This window comes from Dawidia soli (genome assembly GCF_018598185.1).
Classification (GTDB): Bacteria; Bacteroidota; Bacteroidia; order Cytophagales; family Cyclobacteriaceae; genus Ohtaekwangia; species Ohtaekwangia soli.
This window is the reverse complement of the sequence record NZ_JAHESC010000001.1, coordinates 223,597-243,151: the sequence shown is the minus strand read 5'-3', so window position 1 is coordinate 243,151 and position 19,555 is coordinate 223,597. Positions and strand designations below refer to the sequence as shown.

At 54.2% G+C, this 19,555-nt stretch carries 18 protein-coding genes; 10 read left to right on the top strand and 8 right to left on the bottom strand.

Annotation, left to right across the window (positions count from 1 at the left end):
- Window positions 1-58: 58 nt before the first annotated feature.
- Both KK078_RS01005 and KK078_RS01000 read right to left on the bottom strand, forming a co-directional pair.
- Entirely contained in the window at window positions 59-931 is an 873-nt protein-coding gene (locus KK078_RS01005; protein WP_254088362.1) for a DUF4249 domain-containing protein, read from the bottom strand.
- 14 nt (window positions 932-945) lie between these two features.
- Window positions 946-3,327 carry a TonB-dependent receptor gene (locus KK078_RS01000; protein ID WP_254088361.1) on the bottom strand — a complete coding sequence of 794 codons (2,382 nt, stop codon included), beginning with the start codon at window positions 3,325-3,327 and terminating at the stop codon, window positions 946-948.
- Window positions 3,328-3,524: 197 nt separating this feature from the next.
- Between KK078_RS01000 and KK078_RS30350 the strand changes: the two genes are divergently transcribed.
- Entirely contained in the window at window positions 3,525-3,647 is a 123-nt protein-coding gene (locus KK078_RS30350; RefSeq protein ID WP_262898559.1) for a hypothetical protein, read from the top strand.
- Between the two features lie 95 nt (window positions 3,648-3,742).
- Here KK078_RS30350 and KK078_RS00995 read toward each other — a convergent pair whose 3' ends face one another.
- Entirely contained in the window at window positions 3,743-4,621 is an 879-nt protein-coding gene (locus tag KK078_RS00995; RefSeq protein WP_254088360.1) for a bestrophin family protein, read from the bottom strand.
- A gap of 128 nt (window positions 4,622-4,749) precedes the next feature.
- Between KK078_RS00995 and KK078_RS00990 the strand changes: the two genes are divergently transcribed.
- The gene (locus tag KK078_RS00990) at window positions 4,750-5,532 is read left to right on the top strand and encodes a hypothetical protein (protein WP_254088359.1); all 783 of its coding nucleotides are present in this window, start codon (window positions 4,750-4,752) and stop codon (window positions 5,530-5,532) included.
- 68 nt (window positions 5,533-5,600) lie between these two features.
- Here KK078_RS00990 and KK078_RS00985 read toward each other — a convergent pair whose 3' ends face one another.
- The 3 genes from KK078_RS00985 to porX are packed head-to-tail and all read right to left on the bottom strand — an operon-like array spanning window position 5,601 to window position 8,813.
- Window positions 5,601-6,824, bottom strand: coding sequence for an alanine dehydrogenase (locus tag KK078_RS00985; protein WP_254088358.1), 1,224 nt, complete (start codon window positions 6,822-6,824; stop codon window positions 5,601-5,603).
- Window positions 6,796-7,212 carry a tRNA (adenosine(37)-N6)-threonylcarbamoyltransferase complex ATPase subunit type 1 TsaE gene (gene tsaE, locus KK078_RS00980; RefSeq protein ID WP_254088357.1) on the bottom strand — a complete coding sequence of 139 codons (417 nt, stop codon included), beginning with the start codon at window positions 7,210-7,212 and terminating at the stop codon, window positions 6,796-6,798. Before tsaE ends, KK078_RS00985 begins: the two co-directional genes overlap by 29 nt.
- A gap of 44 nt (window positions 7,213-7,256) precedes the next feature.
- On the bottom strand, window positions 7,257-8,813 hold the full coding sequence (gene porX / locus KK078_RS00975) for a T9SS response regulator signal transducer PorX (protein WP_254088356.1): 1,557 nt from the start codon (window positions 8,811-8,813) through the stop codon (window positions 7,257-7,259).
- Window positions 8,814-8,943: 130 nt separating this feature from the next.
- On the opposite strand from porX, the gene KK078_RS00970 reads away from it, so the two are divergent.
- From KK078_RS00970 to KK078_RS00955, 4 genes are all read left to right on the top strand, one after another.
- A complete protein-coding gene (locus tag KK078_RS00970) occupies window positions 8,944-9,186 on the top strand; it encodes a hypothetical protein (protein WP_254088355.1) in 243 nt (80 codons plus the stop codon).
- Between the two features lie 60 nt (window positions 9,187-9,246).
- Entirely contained in the window at window positions 9,247-10,941 is a 1,695-nt protein-coding gene (locus KK078_RS00965) for a 1-acyl-sn-glycerol-3-phosphate acyltransferase (protein ID WP_254088354.1), read from the top strand.
- Complete coding sequence (locus KK078_RS00960) at window positions 10,919-11,977, top strand: NAD(P)H-dependent glycerol-3-phosphate dehydrogenase (protein WP_254088353.1); 1,059 nt, start codon at window positions 10,919-10,921, stop codon at window positions 11,975-11,977. Before KK078_RS00965 ends, KK078_RS00960 begins: the two co-directional genes overlap by 23 nt.
- A gap of 429 nt (window positions 11,978-12,406) precedes the next feature.
- On the top strand, window positions 12,407-12,910 hold the full coding sequence (locus tag KK078_RS00955) for a hypothetical protein (protein WP_254088352.1): 504 nt from the start codon (window positions 12,407-12,409) through the stop codon (window positions 12,908-12,910).
- Window positions 12,911-13,175: 265 nt separating this feature from the next.
- On the opposite strand, the gene KK078_RS00950 is transcribed toward KK078_RS00955, so the two are convergent.
- Window positions 13,176-13,814, bottom strand: coding sequence for an NUDIX hydrolase (locus KK078_RS00950; protein ID WP_254088351.1), 639 nt, complete (start codon window positions 13,812-13,814; stop codon window positions 13,176-13,178).
- Window positions 13,811-14,836: a tetratricopeptide repeat protein gene (locus KK078_RS00945; RefSeq protein ID WP_254088350.1), complete on the bottom strand. Its 1,026-nt coding sequence runs from the start codon at window positions 14,834-14,836 to the stop codon at window positions 13,811-13,813. The genes KK078_RS00950 and KK078_RS00945 overlap by 4 nt, the downstream gene beginning before the upstream one ends.
- A gap of 392 nt (window positions 14,837-15,228) precedes the next feature.
- Between KK078_RS00945 and hisG the strand changes: the two genes are divergently transcribed.
- The 4 genes from hisG to hisB are packed head-to-tail and all read left to right on the top strand — an operon-like array spanning window position 15,229 to window position 19,548.
- Entirely contained in the window at window positions 15,229-16,089 is an 861-nt protein-coding gene (hisG, locus tag KK078_RS00940) for an ATP phosphoribosyltransferase (protein WP_254088349.1), read from the top strand.
- Window positions 16,086-17,378 (top strand): histidinol dehydrogenase, encoded by a 1,293-nt coding sequence (gene hisD, locus KK078_RS00935; protein WP_254088348.1) that lies wholly within the window; start codon window positions 16,086-16,088, stop codon window positions 17,376-17,378. The genes hisG and hisD overlap by 4 nt, the downstream gene beginning before the upstream one ends.
- Before the next feature lie 8 nt (window positions 17,379-17,386).
- Window positions 17,387-18,436, top strand: a complete 1,050-nt coding sequence (hisC, locus tag KK078_RS00930) for a histidinol-phosphate transaminase (protein WP_254088347.1) — start codon at window positions 17,387-17,389, stop codon at window positions 18,434-18,436.
- Entirely contained in the window at window positions 18,433-19,548 is a 1,116-nt protein-coding gene (hisB, locus tag KK078_RS00925; RefSeq protein WP_254088346.1) for a bifunctional histidinol-phosphatase/imidazoleglycerol-phosphate dehydratase HisB, read from the top strand. Before hisC ends, hisB begins: the two co-directional genes overlap by 4 nt.
- Window positions 19,549-19,555: the final 7 nt, after the last annotated feature.

Below are 19,555 nucleotides of genomic sequence, written 5' to 3'. Positions count from 1 at the left end.
AAAGCAAACCCGGCCGGGGTATTTATCCACCGGCCGGGTTAAGATAGATGCGACTGGTTTATTCCGCTGCCTCTATCCGGATCTCGTCGTACGAGATCGCGCTGGCCTGGAACACGCCGTACGCATTGTTAGAAATATTCGAGCGGGGGTTTGCCGGCGGCGGGTCGAACATACCGCCGTCGTTGGCCAGGATCTTGCTCAGATCGCGGTAGTAGATGAATACCGGACGGCTGAGGCTGTAGATCTCGGCACCTGCCACTTCGCCGTTCTCAAAGTATCCCGGGATCGCGATGTCATTGATCTCCCCACCGACCAGCACGTCGTCTGTTACGTAGATCTCCGGATCTTCTTCCGAGCTCTCGGCCCAGATACGCTCGCCGTTGCGATACGTACGGAACAGGTAGTAGTCGCGGGTTTCCTGCGGTTCCTCTACGGTCATGAGCACTTCGTAGATGCGGTTGGGGAAATCTTCGTCCTCCGGCTCGTCTACCTGGTCGTCGTCCACCCGGAATTCGAGCTCTTCGATGGGATTGATGTGAAACATCTCATCACTCGCGGTATAGGTCTCGCCGTCGGCTTGTACCGTCAGGTTATACGTGCGGCCTACCTGCCCGATGAACGGCACTGCGGGTTTATAGTAGCCTACCGAGTCTGCGTGACCATTGGGGTTGTGCACGTAGGTGTAGGTGTTACCGGCGTTGTCGGTTACCTGTACGGTAGCATTGGTGATACGCTCGGTCTTGCCGGAGGCATAAAAGTCTCCCGAGCGGCTGACCTTTACAAATTGCCGTGTCGGCAGGTTTGTTACCAGGCCTTCAATGACCACGGTGGATTGGGTTTTCAGGCCGTCCATCTTATACTCTTCATCACAGGCTGTTACGAGCAGCGCGGTAAGCGCCAGGAGTGCCGTTTGTTTTATATACTTGTTCATATTGTTGACTGCGATTAGAATTTGATGTTATAGGTTACAGACGGGAGAACGGGGAACAGGTAGATCATGCGCGCTTCCTTCTGGGTGCCGTCGCCGATCACGTGGTTATCGTCGTCACGCTTGGTGCGGGTATAGATCGTGAAGGCGTTCTTGCGGCTGTACACGTTGTACACCGAGAATACCCACTGTCCTTTGAACCGGCGCGTGGCGTTCTTGCGCGGGTTGAGCGTAACCGACAGGTCCAGGTGGTGGAAGTCCGGCATGCGGTAACCGTTGCGCTCGGAGATGGTGTTGGGCATGTACCCATCCAGCTCGTATTTGCCGGAAGGCAGCGTAATGGGGCGGCCCGTGCTGTAGGTAAAGCTGGCACCAAAGGTCCACTTGTCGTTGTAGTCGTACGCGGCGATGATGTTTGCCACGTTGCGGCGGTCGTAACCGGCGGCGTAGGTTTTACCGTACACATTGCCGTCGGCATCGCGCTGCTGGTTCACGCCATCGATCTTGCGCATTACTTTCGACCAGGTATATGTTGCCATACCGGTAAGCTTGCCTTTCTTTTTGTTGATCATGAACTCGGCGCCGTAGGCCCATGAATCACCCTGGCGATATTCGGTAGACAGGTCTTCGTTCAGGAGGATCTCGGCATTATCGGCGAAATCGGTTACGTTGTTAACGTCTTTGTAGTATACCTCCACCGATCCTTCATACATATTGTCTTTGAAGTTCTGGAAGTATCCCAGGGCTACCTGGTCTGCCACCTGCGGTTTCAGGTACGGACCGCTCGGTGCCCAGTTGTTGAACGGCAGCGGCACAGTACCGGCGGCCATCTGGTGGGTATTTTGCACCATGCGGTTGTAAGAGGCTTTGATCGATTTGTCTTCTCCCAGTGCATAACGGACACCTAAACGCGGCTCGAGGTTGATGTAGGCTTTGATCGTCTCCCAGCGATTGTACTCTGACGAGTCGCTGCGCACCGGATTGTCAGCAGCCTGGGGGTCTTCGTACCAGTACACTTTGCCGGGGCCTACGTTCTGGAAGATCGACAGGCGCACACCGTATTCCAGGGAGATCTGGTCGTTTATGCGTTGCTCGTTGCTGATAAACAGCGCGTGGTCGAGTGCATACATCTTTTCGAACTCGGTGCGTTTGAAGAGTGATCCTTCCGACGAGGGCACAATGCGCGCAGGCTGGAACCGGCGGCTGGTGAGGTGATAACCAAAGGTCAGCTCGTTGTTGGTGTTGATAAAATAGCTCAGGTCGTTCTTCAGGCTTACTTCCGTCAGATCGGATGTCCACTTGAAGCCTTGTGCCGGGTCGTTGATCTCGAGGGAGTAGTCAAAGCGGCTGGCGATGAGCGAAGTGTTGGAGAAAAGGCGCTCGTTGAACAGGTGGTTCCAGCGGAAGGTGGCAGTAGCGTTACCCCAGCCGAAGCCTGCGTCGCCATCGTCAAAGGTGATCTTGTCGCGGCCCAGGTATCCCGATATGAAAAAGCGGTTCTTGTCGTTGACTTTCAGGTTTATTTTACCGTTCAGGTCATAGAAGGTCACGCCGTTGTCGACATCGGCTGCTTTCAGGTATGCACCGATATTGGATACACGACCCGATAGCAGAAAAGAAGCCTTGTCTTGTTTGATAGGACCTTGTACCGACAGGCGGCTGGCCAGGGTACCGAGACCACCTTGCACCTGGAAATTTTTGTTGTTACCATCGATGGTGCGCACTTCGAGGATCGACGACAAGCGTCCGCCAAAACGTGCCGGTATGCCTCCTTTGTATAATTCGGAGTCTTTGATCACGTCTGCGTTGAAGACGGACACCAGCCCCCCGAGGTGCGACGCGTCGTAGATCGGTGCTTCGTCCATGAGGATCAGGTTCTGGTCGCCGCCACCCCCACGCACAAAGAATGCAGAGGTACCTTCGCCGGCGGAAATAACACCGGGCAGCATTTGTACGCTCTTGAGAATATCCACTTCACCGAACAGGGCCGGCAGCTTGCGCACTTGCCCCAGGTTGAGTGTGTTTTTACTCATCTGAATGCCTACGACGTTGGCATCTACACGCTCTCCGGAGATTTCTACTTCTTGCATCATGGTAGATTCGGCACCCATTTCAATGCTGCGCGATACGTCGCCGGTTAACGCAATGGATACTGTTTGGGTGTTATAACCGATAAAGCTATACACCACATCGTACGTGCCGGGAGGAACGGTGATGGAGTAGAAACCATACGGGTTGGTAGTGGTTCCTGCCTTTAATTGGGGGATGTAAACAGACACTCCGATCAGCACCTCGCCGTTCGCCCCATCCTTCAGGTATCCATTTAACGTGGCTTTCCCCTGCGACCACGCAGCAACATTTAAAAAGAGTAACATCGTAACAATCAGAAATCGGATCATGTGTTATTAAGGTTTGTTAAGCGTTAGACAATCAATCGGTGATTGCCCCCTACGTGTGTCGGAATTTTTTATTCAGGATTACGGGGCGAAAAGTACTAAGACGGAAAAAGAAAAAAATTGTTGCCCGGCAATACAGCATAATTATCGGTATTTTTACACCGACCCTTCATTAACACGCAAAACAATCGATTGTAATCATGTTCAGGAAGCTTCGCGATATGTACCGGCAGTACAAACCCTATGTGCGGGTAGACCTTATTATGTACGCCTCGCTGATCCTGATGATCATCTTGTATTTCATTATCAGTACGGTCTTCTAAGCGTGTGCTGCATTACACGTTGGAACAGCTAAATCATGTATAGGTGTAACGCGTGCCTGTGCTGCGTAAGGATATGGCTGATCTTATTAAAAAGATTATAACAATATTTCCCGTATGTTATCGCGGATGCGCTTGGCCAGCTCATCGGTCGGCAGGTCGTTGACGTCCCGTCCAAAGGGATCTTCAATCTCCTCGGCAATCAGCTCGACACTCAGCAATACATAGGACACGAGCATCACGGTAGGAATGGTGACATACCCCAGCGTTGTGACAAAACCAAACGGCAGCGTGATGAGGTATATAAAAATAAATTTCTTGATGAACATCGAATACGAGTACGGTATCGGTGTGTTCTTGATACGCTCGCAACCGCCCATCAGGTCAATAAAGTCTTTGAGCTCTTTGTCCAGGTTGATGAGATGATCGCCCGTGAGCTTGTCGTTTTTATAGAGTGTATTGATACGGGTATACAACATGCCCGAGATGCCATTGGGTTTATGCTTGAACTTTTTCAGTTCGGGGATCAGGCGGTCATCGGCCTCTTCCAGCTCGGCAAATTGCACGCCCTGCCGCAGGTTCTCTTTCATGGCAAAGACAAAGTTGGGGATCATCTTGGCAAACCAGGCCCGCTCGTCGTGCTCTTCTTTCGGCAGGTAGGCGTTGAGCTTCAGCGCCAGGTTGCGGGTGCTGTTTACGATCCCACCCCACATACGGCGCCCGTCCCACCAGCGGTCGTAGGCCGAATTGGTGCGGAACACCAGGAACAGACCCAACACGATACCCAACAGTGAATGGACGGCCGGAGTGCCGGGGAACTGGCTGGCTTTCAGATCGAAATGATCCAAAATGGCGTAACACACCAGGCTTGCGAAGCCGGTCAGGAACAGCAGGGCCGGCAGCATGGTTTTCAGTACATGCCGGCTGTAAGAGTGAATAATGAGCTTAAACCAGGTTTTCGGGTTATAATTGACCATAACAGTGTGTCGTCATTTCGGCCGCAATAACGTTTAAGAAATGTGTTTTTGCAATGTGGCGCCCTCCGGTCCGGGCAATAGTAATTTCCCGAATTCGTTCTATCTTTCGAAGTCAGAACAACCTACACATGAACAAATTTGGCATTATCCACATCGTACTCTTCTTCCTTTTAATGCTTTCGTCCCTGTTTTTGTCCGCCCAGGACGACCATGTCGTGACCATCAAAGGAGAAACCCTTACCGGTACCCTCAAACCCCTGGCCTTTGGCCCCGACAAAAAAATACAGGTGACAGGTCCCGACAAAAAGAAAACCACTGTACCCCTGCTGCAAGTGAAATACTACACCTTCAAAGGTGACACCTATCGCCCGGTAAAGGGCCCCCAAGGCTACACCTTTATGAAGGTGTTGAAAGACGGCTATGCTACCCTGTACGCTTTCCAGATGGAAAACCAGACGTCGTACGACGGCCGCTTCCTGATGAAAAAAGACGGTGAAAGCACCGAGATCCCCAACCTGAGCTTTAAAAAGATCATGACCCGCTTCCTGGACGATTGCGAAGAGGTATCGGCCAAAGTCGAGAACGGCATGCTGTCCAAGAAAGACCTGGACGCGATCATCGATGAATACAACCAGTGCATCGAGCAACGTACACAGGCCCGCGAGAAGGCCGTAGCCACCCGCGTGGAGCAAGTAAAGAAGATCAGCTCGTGGGACGTATTGGAGGAGAAGGTGAAGAGCTACCAGGCATTCGAAGGTAAGGAAAGCACGATCGAGATGATCACAGAGATCAAGAACAAGATCGCCCGTGGCGAGAAAGTGCCGAACTTCCTGACGAGTGGATTGAAGTCGTCGTTGCCCCAGGCCGACCTGCAGGAAGCCCTGAACAACGCATTGAAAGAATTGGAATAAACGAATAGGCATTTCACAAAGAAGGGTGCCTGTATAGACACCCTTCTTTGTTTTATAGGCCGCTGACGTTAAAATCGCGCGGCCATTAACAGCTCGATGTTCTTGTACTTCAACCCGAACTTACGGGCTACGTTTTCGTTTGTCAGACCGCCTTTATAGGTGTACACACCTTTCATGAACCATTTGTGCGAGAAGATCATGGCCTCCACGCCGCCTTCCTCGGCTGCGCGCAAAATGGTAGGCGTAAAGATATTGCTCAGCGCGTTGGTGGCCGTGTGGGCTACGCGTGACGCTACGTTGGGAACACAATAGTGAATTACATCGTGCTTTCGGAATACCGGTTTGCTCAACGTGGTGATCTCAGAAGTCTCGATGCACCCTCCCTGATCGATGCTCAGGTCGATGATCAGGGAGTCGGACTTCATGCGGCTCACCATTTCTTCGGTGATGACTTGCCGGGCGCGGCCTTTTTCTGCGCGCAGGGCGCCGATCACAACGTCGGCTGTCTTCAGGGCGTCTCCCAACGTATACGTATCGATCGTAGAGGTATATACTTGCTGGCCCAGCAGGTGTTTGATGCGGCGCAGCTTGTAGAGATGGTTGTCGTAGATCTGTACTTCCGCACCGAGTCCCAGGGCGGCGCGGGCGGCGTATTCGGCCACGGTGCCGGCGCCGATGATCAGTACCTTGGTGGGCGGCACGCCGGTGATGCCCCCCAGGATAATGCCTTTGCCGTTGTTGTTGGTGCTAAGGTATTCGGAGGCGATGAGCATGACCGTGCTGCCGGCGATCTCGCTCATGGCGCGGATGATGGGCATGCCCCCTACCTTGTCTTCGATAAATTCGTACGCCAGCGCCGTTACTTTCTTTTTCAGGAGACCTTGCAGACTTTCCACCCGCAGGTGCCCGAGCTGTAGTGCCGAGATCAATGTCTGGCCGGCGTGCATCAGCTCGATCTCCTCGGAGGTAGGCGGCTCGATCTTGAGAATGACATCGGCCTGGTATACTTCCTGCGGCGAATAGACGATCTTTGCACCGGCGTCGCTATACTGTTTGTCGGTGAATTTTGACCCGAGACCGGCTTTGGTTTCAACCCACACATCGTGCCCGTTGGCAACCAACAATGCCACGGCATCGGGCGTCAGGCTAATACGGTTCTCTTGTAAAGATATTTCTTTGGGCAGGCCAATAAAAAAAGCGTGTCTGCGCTTCCGGACTTCCAGCGTCTGCTCCTGCGGAACCAGGCTGCTCTTGGCAAGCGCTTCAAAGCCCGTTTTCTTCTTCTCGGTCATGTATAGAAATCGCTATAGTACGTTGTGTTTCGTTATCAATGGAGAGGGTTACGGAGGCTGCTTTTGGGGGTATCAGGCCGGGTATCTTTTCGGGCCACTCCACCAAACAGGGATAGCCCGAATAAAAGTATTCTTCCGCGCCAATATCAAAAGCTTCTGCTTCATTTCGGATCCTGTAAAAGTCAAAATGGAAGACCTTTTCCACGCCGATGCCGGCAGCGTATTCGTTGACGATCGAAAAGCTCGGACTGCTCATCGCATCTTCCACCCCGAGTGCCCGGCACACCTCTTTTATAAGGGTGGTCTTCCCCGCCCCCATTTCGCCATAAAACAGCCAGACCGGTACATGCTCCATTTGCCGGGCGATCGCCGCGCCGACATCTTTCAATGCTTCCCGGTCTACGTGGCGGTAAACCTTACCCCCTCCGGTCATCACACATTCTTCGAAGTTAAGAAAATTACAGGAATGATCATCTCTTCCAGGCTTATTCCCCCGTGCTGGAAGGTGTCTTTATAGAAATTAACGTAATAATTATAGTTGTTGGGGTATGCAAAGAACTGGTCTTCGGTCGCAAAGACATACGATGTAGAAACATTCAGTTTTGGCAGAAAGAGCTTTTCCGGCCGTGTGACGTGCATCACCTTGTCGCCGTCAAAGCCCAGGTTCTTGCCTTGTTTATAGCGCAAATTGGTGTTCACCGTGCGGTCGCCAATGATCTTGAAAGGCCGCTTTACGCGGATGGTGCCGTGGTCGGTGGTAATGACCACTTTCACATCGCGTTCGGCGATCTTCTTGAGGATGTCCAGCAAAGGCGAATGTAATAACCAGGACTTGGTGATGGACCGGTAGGCCGATTCGTCGGGTGCCAGCTCGCGGATCATGGCCATGTCGGTGCGGGCGTGCGAGAGCATATCCACAAAGTTGTACACGATCACGTTCAGGTCGTTCTGGAAGAGATTGTTGACCGTGTCGGCCAGGCTGCGGCCCTCCTCCATGTTTTTGATCTTGTGGTAGGACATCTTGATATTCAGGTTGTTCCGGCGTAATTGCTTGGCCAGGAACTCCTGCTCAAAATTGTTCTTCCCCTCCTCCTCGTCGTCGCCTACCCACAGGTCAGGGTTGGTCTTGGCCATCTCCGAGGGCATCTGGCCGGAAAAGATCGCATTCCGGGCATAGCCTGTCGTGGTGGGCAGGATGGAATAATAATGCTCTTCTTTCTCGATATTAAAATACTCGGCAATGACCGGCTCGATCACCTTCCATTGGTCTATGCGCAGATTGTCGATCAGCACCATAAACACCGGCTTGTTGCCCAGCTCCGGGAAAATCTTGCGCTTCATGAGCTGGTGCGACAATACCGGCTTCTCGGCCTTGGTATCGTTCAGCCACGACTCATACTGGCGAATGACGAACCTGGCGAAGTTGGCATTGGCTTCGGTCTTCTGCATGTCCAGCACATCGCCCATCTCCTGGTTGTCGGGCTGGTCCATTTGCAGCTCCCAGTGCACCAGCTTCTTATAGATGTCGGCCCACTGTTCGTGGTTCATGTCATCCATAAAGGCCATGCTGATCTTGCGAAACTCCTGCTGGTAGTTCAGGTTGGTCTTCTCGATCACGAGGCGTTTGTTGTCCAGGATCTTTTTGACCGACAGCAGTATCTGGCTGGGATTCAGGGGTTTTATCAGATAATCGGCGATCTTGGAGCCGATCGCCTCTTCCATGATATGCTCCTCTTCGTTTTTGGTGATCATCACCACGGGGAGGTTGGGCTTATTGGTCTTTATCTGGGCCAGGGCCTCGAGGCCCGACATGCCCGGCATGTGCTCGTCCAGGAATACGACGTCAAAATGCTTCTCATCACACTTCTCTACGGCGTCGGTAGCATTGTTCACCGGGGTGATGTCGTAGCCACGCTGTTCTAAGAAAAGGATATGCGGTTTCAACAAGTCTATCTCATCGTCCGCCCACAAAATGCTGTATCTTTGCATGGCATATTTTTTTCCAATTTAACATTTACTTTGAAGTTCGGGTTTCAAAGTTTTAGGTTTATCGTTAAACAACAGCTCCCGAAACAATCGGGCCAAAGGCCCACATACCGATAAAACATCCGTAAGACCCATGCGTGTAGTAGGCGAAATTCCACACCCTGATTGCAAAATCACCATCTTTTCCTGGAATAACCGGTACCTGATCAAGTTTGAGAGCGGCCTTTTGGAGCAGACCTTCAAGGTGGCCGAATACGATATCCTGCAGGAGTCGGACCTGTATACGCTGGTGGATGAGGCCTTTATACAGGACACGCTGGCCCGTTTTGCCGCCATGAACGCGAGTTTCCGTACCCGGCTGCAAGCTATTGGCTAAAACCATCCCCTCCCCCCGGGGTTCCAACAACTCGAACTTTTCACTTATTTTGCACCCCCGATGGAAGTCGTAGAAAAGAAAAATAAGAATAAGAAATACAAGCCCATCCTGGAGGATATACCCGATTGGCCGGTATACCAGTTGAGCAAGAACCGCAAGGAGTTTATCGAAAGCGTGGCCCAGAAGTCTATCGCCCAGATCAAGGAATTGCGTCCTACCACCAAACAGCTGCTCGACGAGCTCCAGACCACCGTGTACCGCGAGCAGCAGCGCATGAAGCGCAACCGCTGGCGTGTAGACCCTGTAGACGAGCCCCGCTTCTGGGCTTCTGTCAAAGACGAGCTCGTGGGCCTCGACGCCAAACCGCCCGAAGAGGCGCAGCCCAAAGCCGAAGAACTGCTGCGCCGCATCGTGATGCGCTATGCCGAAGAAATTGCCGGCAACTTCAAGGCCAGCTCGTATAAGGTCACCCGCGAGGTCGTCAAGTTCTGGTTCGCGCGCCTGCTGAACGGCGCCCGTGTAAAAAAATTCGGGGCCTTCTTCCGCAACCGCTATACGCTGCGCGACAAGATTCACATTGTGGGCAAGGTAAAGCACCTGCGCAACCTGGCTTCCAAAGGCACTGTCATCATGGTGCCCACGCACTTTAGCAACCTGGACTCTATCCTCATCGGCTGGGTGATCCACTCGCTCGGTCTGCCCGCCTTTATTTATGGCGCCGGACTGAACCTGTTCAACATCAAGATCTTTGCATACTTCATGAACAGCCTGGGGGCGTACAAGGTCGACCGGCGTAAGAAGAACCTGCCCTACCTGGAAACGCTCAAGCTCTACTCGACGCTTGCCATCCAGAAAGGTGCGCACAGCCTGTTCTTCCCGGGAGGCACCCGTTCACGCTCGGGCATGCTGGAAAAACAATTGAAGCTGGGCTTGCTGAGCTCGACCGTCGAAGCGCAACGCAGCCTCTATATGGAAACACCGCCGGGCGAAGACGTTCGTAAGATCTTTATCGTACCGGTCACGCTGAACTACCACTTCGTGCTCGAAGCGCCCGACCTGATCGACGACTACCTGTCGGTAAAAGGCCAGGAGCGTTACCTGCCCGAGCAAGACAAGTATGGCAGCTGGCAGTTGCTGCAGTTCCTTTTTAAATTCTTTACCAAGGGCTCGAACATTTCGGTGTCGATCGGCCGCGGCCTCGACATCATCGGCAACTACGTAGACGACAACGGCAACAGCCTTGACGCGCAGGGCCGTGTGATCGACACGCGCGACTACTTTGTCAGCGACAATCAGATCACGATCGACAAACAACGCGAAGACGAATATACCCGCATGCTCAGCCAGAAGATCGTGTCGGAGTATCACCGTATCAACCGCGTGTTCGCCAGCCACCTGGTAGCCTTCGTGGCATTCGAGATGTGGCAGAAGATGCACGCCAAGCTCGACCTGTTCGGCTTGCTGCGCCTGCCGGAAGAGGACCAGGTCATACGCTATGAAGAATTCCGCGAGGCCTGCAAGCGCGTGCGCAAACAGATCTATGCACTGAAGGCTGAGGGCAAGGTATACCATGCCACCCACCTGAAGGGCAATATCGACCTGGTGATCCGCCACGGCCTCGACAATGTCGGAATCTTCCACCTGAAGCGGCCGCTGTTGCTCAACAAAGAGGGCAACGTCATTACCAAAGACTTTAACACCCTGTATTATTATCACAACCGGCTTGTTGGCTATGACCTCGAAAAGTTTATCTGACGATAAACCGGTTGGCGTGATCGGCGCCGGCAACTTTGGTAGTGTGGTGGCCAACCTGTTGGCACAACACCGCCCGGTGCTGCTCTATGCCCGCGATCCCCAGGCCGTGGAGCATATCAACACCCATCGTGAAAACCGCGGGCATACCATGCTCGCCAACGTGCGCGCTACCAGCGACCTGGCCGAAATCGCCAACACGTGTGATGTGATCTTTCCCATCGTTCCGTCGCAGCACTTCCGGTCGGTCATTCGCCAGCTGTCGCCGCACCTGCATCCGTATCATATTCTGATCCACGGCACCAAGGGCTTTGACCTGACGCTGCCCGATGGGCAGAGCATTGAGAATACCGCCAAGCTGAACCGCAGCCAGGTAAAGACCATGAGCGAAGTGATCATGGAAGAAAGCGTGGCCGTGCGGGTGGGCTGCCTGGCAGGACCAAACCTGTCGAAAGAACTGGCCGCGGGCCACCCTGCCGCGACCGTTATTGCCAGCCACTTCAACGAAGTGATCTCGCTGGGCAAACGCATGCTGCGCAACGACCACTTCCAGGTATATGGAAACAACGACACCGTGGGCGTAGAACTTGCCGGTGTGTTAAAGAATATCATCGCCATTGCTGCCGGCGCCCTGAGCGGCCTGGGCTATGGCGAGAATGCCAAAGGGCTGCTCATCAGCCGCGGCATGGTGGAGATGATCTACCTGGGCCGTGCCCTGGGTGGCAACACCAAGGCCTTTTTGGGAGTGGCCGGTGTGGGCGACCTGGTCACCACCTGCAACAGCTCGTTGAGCCGTAACTTCTCCATCGGCTCGCGCCTGGCCAAAGGCGAAACGCTGCAGGAGATCCTGGCGACAACGGACGAGGTGGCCGAGGGTATCAACACCATCCGCATCGTGAAGAAATGTGCCGACTACTACAAAGTGCGGGCCCCCATCACCAACACGCTGTATCAGGTGCTTTTTGAAGACCTGACCGTACACCAGGCCTTGCGTTACCTCATGCGCTACCCCCTGAATGTCGACATAGATTTTATCTGATCCCGGCTGTCAATGTTGTCACGAAATGAGAGACTTTCTTACACCTTAATTTTCCGGCTACGGCCGACCGCAGGGTCGAAAAAATGGGGCTCCTGCCCCAGGTTTGTGTAATGACAGAAGAAACTATTACGCTTTGAACGGCATATTCGTCAATAACCCGACGAACATTTCAGGCGTTCGGAACCGCATTTCCCCTATTTAAATGTCAATAAAACACCGGTATTACCATTCGCCGGCAAAACGAAGGTGTTAGGCGACAACGCAGACAGATCCGCCATTTTTCTACTCACAAAATCCTTCATTTTCGACGAGTAAACTTACATCTGCATGTTGCCTTGGGAGAGTCATTATACACCCCCGAGAAATGCTGTTAATCTTGTGTGACGAAGTGAGTTGAACCCCAGAACCTATACTTTATCTATTACTACCATGAAAAAAACGGTTGAGTTTTTACGATCCGAAGCCTTCGTGTTTTTGACCCTGTTGGCGGTCATTACATCGCAGGTAGTGCATACGATGCACCTCTTTGAAACAGTGAGAGTGTTTGACCTTAGCTTCGAAGTGAATGGCCAGAACATTACAGCCCCGAACTGGGTGCACGTCTTTGCCATTGCCATCGAGTCGGCTATCCTGATGTTTATCCTGAACGGCAAGCGTCTTCCCTCGAAGATCTACGCAGTCGGATCACTGGCTACCAACCTGTTATATTATAAGGCCTGGCAACTGCCAATGTCGGGCATGGCTGCCAGCATACTGATCAGCACCATGCTGGCCGGTTCCATCTGGTTCTTCTCTGACCTCTTTGCCGAGAAAGTCGACGCCCCACGAATGAAGGCCAAGACTTCTGACGAAGAGGACAACCTGAAAGATCTCTTGGCCGAGGAAACCCGTAAGATCACCTTTAAAACTACGATGCCGGCAACCGCCCGCTAATATAGATACTAGGAATAGGTTAATGATTATATGCAGATGGTGTGCCGCAAGGCAACACCGTCTGCATATTCTGTTTTTTACATTGCGCGGCACATCTGGCGCGCAACGCTGGTCTTTCTGCCACAGAACCGGGGTATGCATATAGCATACTTATAGGCATGCATATAGCATGCTTATAGCAAACATATGGATACCTTATTGTAAGCTTAGTATGAGTATAGTAAAATGAAAGTTGCGAAGCTTGCCGGCGCTCTCCATTCATTATCTAATCCCGGCTCACATCCTTCAAAATAACGCGCAATTCATTCAGCATCATCGCCGTCGCGCCCCAGACAACCTCTCCTTCAATCTCGAAATGCGGCGCCATCATGCGATATTGCCCGGCTGCTAATATCTCCTTTTTCAGCACCGATTCTTCCCGCAACAGATCAAATAAGTCGCCATAGATCATCCCGGCCGTTTCATACGGATCCGGCTTGAACACAATCGGCCCGTGCATGGCCGCCACGACGGGTGTTACCGTGAAGTTGCTGGCGATCACAAACAACTCCGTCAGCATCCCCAATACCTCTACCCGGCTGCGGTCCAGCCCTATCTCCTCCTCGGCCTCGCGCAACGCCGTGTCTACGGCCGTCTCCCCCGCCTCGGCCTTGCCACCCGGCAGGCTGATCTGCCCGCTGTGCGCGCCGGCATACGTTGCCCGTTTGATCAGCGGCAGCTTTACAATGCCGGCTTCCGGATACAGCAGGATCAGCACCGCCCCCGGTCGCGCCGGGTTGCTGTGGTCCAGTTTGGGACGCCAGTGGCCGATGGGCTCGGCCTTCATCAGGTCGTGCGCGGCATGACCCGGTAACGGTAGCTGTAGCCGCGTGCGAAGGTCGTTCAGAAAGTGATCGAAGTTCATTTCGTCTTACAGTAATCCGGCAGCGTACCTCCTGGCAATTCACCGCGTTCGGCCGCCTGCCTGTATTCTTTGCACGCAGCGCCGGTGTTGCCTTGTTGGTGATAGGCTTCGCCTAAATAATAGTGCACCTTTTCGATGAAGGGATCGGCTTTCACCGCCCGCTCCAGCAACCGTAATGCGTCGGCGGGTTGCTTTTTAAGCAGGAAGTAAATGCCTTTGTTGCGATAGGCCCAGCCGTTATAGGGGTCGATGCCGATGCTGGCGTCGATGTCGGCGCGGCCGGCTTCGAGATCGCCGGTCATGAGCAATATATAGCCGCGGTTGTTGAGAAAATAGGCGTCGTCAGCCTTCAGCCGCAGGGCTTTCTCCACCAATCCCCTGGCTTCGTCGTAGCGGCCCTGGTCGGCGGCCACCATGGCCTGGGCGTTGAAGACGTTGGCTTCCTGGGGTTTTACTGCCAGCACGGCATCAAAGATCTGGCCGGCGCTGTCATATTCTTTCTTGTAGTAATACAACGTGCCGAGGTTCACCTGGATCTCTACATCCTGCGCATCGAGCGCACGCGCACGCCGGAACGACCTCATGGCGTCATCGAACTTCCGCAACTTGGTATAGATCAATCCCCGTACGACGTGTAGTGCCACGGTGTCGGGCTTTACCCGCTCGACATGCGACAGATCTTCTAACGCGCGATAATATTCCTGCACTTCATAGGCCGCGTTGGCTCGGTTCAGGTATGCCTCCCAGTAGCCCGGACGGCAGCGCAGCGCCTCATCATAGGCGTCGAGCGCTTCGGTATATTTTCGTTGTTGGTAATACAGGCTGCCCAGGTTATTCCAGGCATCGGCATAACACGAATCTAATTTGACAGCCTCGCGAAAATGACGTTCGGCCTCTTCCATGTTCTGCAGCGTCACCATCTCGTTGCCCTGCAGCAGGTGCCGCTGCATGCGCGTCTCGCGGCTGTCGCTGCACCCTGCCAGTAACCAAACTCCCCAAACACACCAAACAAACTGTCTCATAGTCTCTAATATAGACTGCTCTTTGTAGCAGTCGCCAATGTTAATCAAAATCTGTAAACTTCAGCCAACCGGCCAGCGGACAAACCTGCCCATGGGGCTACCAAACAAGCACCAGGAAGACCCTGCCTAACGGCAGGCAGGCTTTGCCAGGACGCTGTATACGCATACAACACTTGTAAGGCTCAAAAAATTTGCGGCACGGCTTTGACTTATCAACTCTATTCGTGTTATTCGCATCACAATATTATGATTAACACGATCACCATCGGCTTCCACCACCACCATCATGTACTCCACACGGTGCGTGGCATGGCCTATTAGTGATTATCTAAGAATACAAAAGATACAAGGCTTGTCACGATGTGACAAGCCTTTTTTATTTACTAACACGTATGAATACGCTACTTCGCATCGCCATTCAAAAATCCGGACGCCTGCAAGAAGGCTCGCTGGAGCTGCTCAAAGAGAGCGGCCTCTCCATCAGCAACGGCAAAGACCAGCTGAAAACGCAGGCTCGTAACTTCCCGGTAGAGGTACTCTTTCTCCGCGACGACGACATTCCGCAATATGTCGAAGACCAGGTGGCCGACATCGGCATCGTCGGCGAGAATGTATTTGCCGAAAAGAAAAAAGACAATCGCCTGATCAAGCGTCTGGACTTTTCCAAATGCCGCTTATCGATGGCGGTGCCCCGGGGCGAAAATTATACCGGCGTGCAGTGGCTGCAAGGCAAAAACATCGCTACCTCCTACCCCAACATCGTCAAAGGCTTCCTGGCCAAGCACAACGTGGAAGCGGGCATTCATGAGATCAGCGGCTCGGTAGAAATTGCACCGGGCATCGGCCTGGCCGACGCCATCTGCGATATCGTCAGCACGGGCAGCACGCTGCTCAGCAACGGTCTGCAGGAAGTGGAGATCGTCATGCAGTCCGAAGCGGTGATCATCGCGAGCCCGACGCTGTCGCCCGAAAAACAAAAGATCCTCGACAAGCTGTTGTTCCGCATCGAAGCGGTGAAGAAAGCCAAGAACAGCAAATATATATTATTGAACTGCCCCAACGAGTCGATCGAAAAGATCACCCAGGTGATACCGGGCATGAAGAGCCCTACCATCATTCCGCTAACGCGTGCGGGCTGGAGCTCGCTGCATTCCGTCGTAGACGAAAATGATTTCTGGGAGCGGATCGACCAACTGCGCGAGTTTGGCGCCGAAGGCATCTTGGTGGTACCGATCGAAAAGATGATTGTATGAAGACGTATACCAACCCCACTCCCGACACCTGGGCCGAGCTTTGCCAGCGTCCTCAGCTCGAGCTCGAGTTCCTGGAAAGCTCCGTACGCAACGTATTGAACCGCGTGCGTAAATCCGGCGACGAAGCGCTGCTCGAGCTGACAGCCCAATATGACAAGGTACAGCTCGCATCCCTGGAGGTTGGTGCGGCCGAGATCGAAGCCGCCGGCCGCGCACTGCCCGAAGCCCTGAAAGACGCTATCCGCACGGCCGCCGCCAATATTGAAAAATTCCACGCCGCCCAACGCCGCGATGTGTTGAAGGTCGAGACCACGCCGGGGGTACACTGCTGGCGCAAGGGTGTCGCCATCGACAAGGTGGGCATCTATATACCGGGCGGATCGGCACCGCTGTTCTCGACGGTACTGATGCTGGGCATCCCGGCGCGCCTGGCCGGCTGCCGCGAAATAGTACTTTGCTCGCCGCCGGACAAGACCGGTGCCATCAACCCGGCCATACTCTTTGCGGCCGCGCACGTCGGCATTAAACGCATCTGCAAGGTAGGCGGTGCACAAGCCATCGCCGCCATGGCCTACGGCACGCCGAGCGTACCGAAGGTATATAAGATCTTCGGTCCCGGAAACCAGTACGTTACCAAAGCCAAACAGCTGGTGCAGGAAGAAGGACTGGCCATCGACATGCCCGCCGGCCCTTCGGAAGTACTGGTCATGGCCGACGAAACCGCCGAGCCGGCCTTCGTGGCCGCAGACCTGCTTTCGCAAGCCGAACACGGCGAAGACAGCCAGGTGATGCTCGTACTGAACGACGCCCGTCTGCTCGCGCCGGTCGAAGCTGAAATAGAAAGGCAACTGACCCAACTGCCCCGCCGCGACATCGCCCGCAAGGCGCTGGCCAACAGCCGGGCCGTGGTGCTGGCCGACCGCCAGCAGGCCCTCGACTTCGTCAACACCTATGCGCCCGAGCACCTCATTCTCAACATTGCACGGGCCGACGCCGTAGCCGGCGCGGTGATCAATGCCGGCTCGGTGTTCATTGGCAACTATACCCCCGAGGCCATGGGCGACTATGCCTCCGGCACCAACCACACCCTGCCGACCAATGGCTTTGCGCGCGCCTTTGCCGGCGTGTCGCTCGAAAGCTTTATGAAGTATATCACCTTCCAGGAAGTAAGCGCAGCCGGCATCCGCGCCCTCGGCCCCGTGGTCGAGCGCATGGCCGAAGCCGAGCAACTGGAAGCACACAAAATGGCCATCCGTGTACGCCTGGACAAACTGGCCTCCAACCCCTGACCTACTGTATGAGTAAGAAAAAAGCATTTCCCGATATCAACTCCCTGGTGCGGAAGAACATTCTGACCATGAAACCCTATTCCTCGGCCCGCGACGAGTTTAAGGGCGAAGCCGATATATACCTGGACGCCAACGAAAACCCCTACCCGTCGCCCTACAACCGGTACCCCGACCCATTGCAACGGCGTGTGAAAGAAGAGCTGGCCGCTGTCCGAGAAGTCCGTCCCGAGCAGATCTTCCTGGGCAACGGCAGCGACGAGGCCATCGACCTCATCATCCGCGCGTTCTGCGAGCCCAACCAGGATTCGATCCTCATTACCGAGCCCACGTACGGCATGTACTCGGTATGTGCCGAAGTGAACGCCGTGAACGTGCAGCAGGTATTGCTCACACCCGACTTCGACCTCGACCTGGACGCTTTTCCTAAAACGTTTGACGCCACCACCAAGGTGATCTTCCTCTGCAGTCCCAACAACCCCACGGGCAATCTGCTGAGCCGCGACAAGATCCTGGAGGTATTGAAGCGCTTTTACGGATTGGTGGTGATCGACGAAGCCTACATCGACTTTGCCAAAGGCAAAAGCTTCCTGCAGGAGCTCGACAAATATCCCAACCTGGTCGTGCTGCAAACATTTTCCAAGGCCTGGGGCCTTGCGGGCTTGCGCCTCGGTATGTGCTTTGCGTCGGAAGCGATCATCAACGTGCTCAATAAGATCAAGTATCCGTACAACGTCAACATCCGCACACAAGAGCTGGCCCTCGATGCCATCGAGAACCGCCACGTGATGGAAGACGCGGTAAAGCAGATCGTACAACAACGCACCCGGGTGATCAAAGCCCTGGAGAAGTTGCGCATTACCGAGAAAGTGTTCCCCACCGACAGCAACTTTGTGCTGGTGCGTGTGCAGGATGCCCCGGCTACGTATAAATACCTGCTCGACCAAAAGATCATCGTACGTGACCGCTCGCGCGTGGTATTATGCTATAACTGTTTGCGCATTACCATCGGTACCGCCGGAGAAAACGACCGCCTCATCAACGCCCTGGAAGAATTATGAAAAAAGTATTGTTTATAGACCGCGACGGCACGCTGATACTCGAACCACCCGACGAGCAGATCGATTCGCTGGAGAAGCTCGAATATTACCCCGGCGTTTTTACCTGGCTGGGAAAGATTGCCGCCGAAGGCGACTACGAATTGGTGATGGTCACCAACCAGGATGGCCTCGGCACCAACAGCTTTCCCGAAGACACGTTCTGGCCGGCGCACAACCGCATGCTGCAAACTTTTGCCAACGAGTCGATCGTCTTCCCGAAGATCTTTATCGACCGCAGCTTTGCGCGCGAAAATAAACCCACACGCAAGCCCGGCACCGGCATGCTGACGGAGTTCCTGACCGGCGGGTACGACCTGGCCAACTCCTACGTGATCGGCGACCGCGCCACGGACGTAGAGCTCGCCCGCAACCTGGGCGCCAAAGGCATCTTGCTAAACAACGGCAGCCTGCAAGAGAAGCTGGACAGCCAGGGCCTCGCCCCGCACTGCGCGCTTGTTACCACCACATGGAAAGATATTCACGCGCTGCTGACCGCGCCGCCGCGTAAGGCGACCGTTAAGCGAACGACAAAAGAGACCGATATCGATATAGCCATCAACCTCGACGGCAGCGGCAAGTCGTCTATCCATACGGGCCTCGGCTTCTTCGACCACATGCTCGACCAACTGGCCCGCCACGGCAACATCGATCTGGAGATCCGCGTGAAGGGTGACCTGCACATCGACGAGCACCATACCATTGAAGACACCGCCCTTGCCCTGGGCGAAGCGTTCCAGCAGGCGCTCGGCGACAAACGCGGCATTGGCCGCTACGGCTTCTGCCTGCCCATGGACGACTGCCTCGCGCAAGTAGCGATCGACTTTGGTGGCCGCCCCTGGATGGTGTGGGATGCCGAGTTCAAGCGCGAGAAGATCGGCGAGATGCCGACGGAAATGTTCCACCACTTTTTCAAGTCGTTTTCCGATACATCGAAAAGCAACCTGAACGTGCGCGTGGAAGGAACCAACGAGCACCACAAGATCGAAGCGATCTTCAAGGCTTTTGCCAAGGCCATACGCATGGCGATCAGGAAAGAAGGCAACCAGTTGCCGTCAACAAAAGGAACACTGTAAACACAGG

Coding starts and splice junctions, on each gene's coding strand:
- KK078_RS01005 (WP_254088362.1), bottom strand. CDS start 931: ATGAACAAGTATATAAAACAAACGGCACTCCTGGCGCTTACCGCGCTG.
- KK078_RS01000 (WP_254088361.1), bottom strand. CDS start 3,327: ATGATCCGATTTCTGATTGTTACGATGTTACTCTTTTTAAATGTTGCT.
- KK078_RS30350 (WP_262898559.1), top strand. CDS start 3,525: ATGTTCAGGAAGCTTCGCGATATGTACCGGCAGTACAAACCCTATGTG.
- KK078_RS00995 (WP_254088360.1), bottom strand. CDS start 4,621: ATGGTCAATTATAACCCGAAAACCTGGTTTAAGCTCATTATTCACTCT.
- KK078_RS00990 (WP_254088359.1), top strand. CDS start 4,750: ATGAACAAATTTGGCATTATCCACATCGTACTCTTCTTCCTTTTAATG.
- KK078_RS00985 (WP_254088358.1), bottom strand. CDS start 6,824: ATGACCGAGAAGAAGAAAACGGGCTTTGAAGCGCTTGCCAAGAGCAGC.
- porX (WP_254088356.1), bottom strand. CDS start 8,813: ATGCAAAGATACAGCATTTTGTGGGCGGACGATGAGATAGACTTGTTG.
- KK078_RS00970 (WP_254088355.1), top strand. CDS start 8,944: ATGCGTGTAGTAGGCGAAATTCCACACCCTGATTGCAAAATCACCATC.
- KK078_RS00965 (WP_254088354.1), top strand. CDS start 9,247: ATGGAAGTCGTAGAAAAGAAAAATAAGAATAAGAAATACAAGCCCATC.
- KK078_RS00960 (WP_254088353.1), top strand. CDS start 10,919: ATGACCTCGAAAAGTTTATCTGACGATAAACCGGTTGGCGTGATCGGC.
- KK078_RS00955 (WP_254088352.1), top strand. CDS start 12,407: ATGAAAAAAACGGTTGAGTTTTTACGATCCGAAGCCTTCGTGTTTTTG.
- KK078_RS00950 (WP_254088351.1), bottom strand. CDS start 13,814: ATGAACTTCGATCACTTTCTGAACGACCTTCGCACGCGGCTACAGCTA.
- KK078_RS00945 (WP_254088350.1), bottom strand. CDS start 14,836: ATGAGACAGTTTGTTTGGTGTGTTTGGGGAGTTTGGTTACTGGCAGGG.
- hisG (WP_254088349.1), top strand. CDS start 15,229: ATGAATACGCTACTTCGCATCGCCATTCAAAAATCCGGACGCCTGCAA.
- hisD (WP_254088348.1), top strand. CDS start 16,086: ATGAAGACGTATACCAACCCCACTCCCGACACCTGGGCCGAGCTTTGC.
- hisC (WP_254088347.1), top strand. CDS start 17,387: ATGAGTAAGAAAAAAGCATTTCCCGATATCAACTCCCTGGTGCGGAAG.
- hisB (WP_254088346.1), top strand. CDS start 18,433: ATGAAAAAAGTATTGTTTATAGACCGCGACGGCACGCTGATACTCGAA.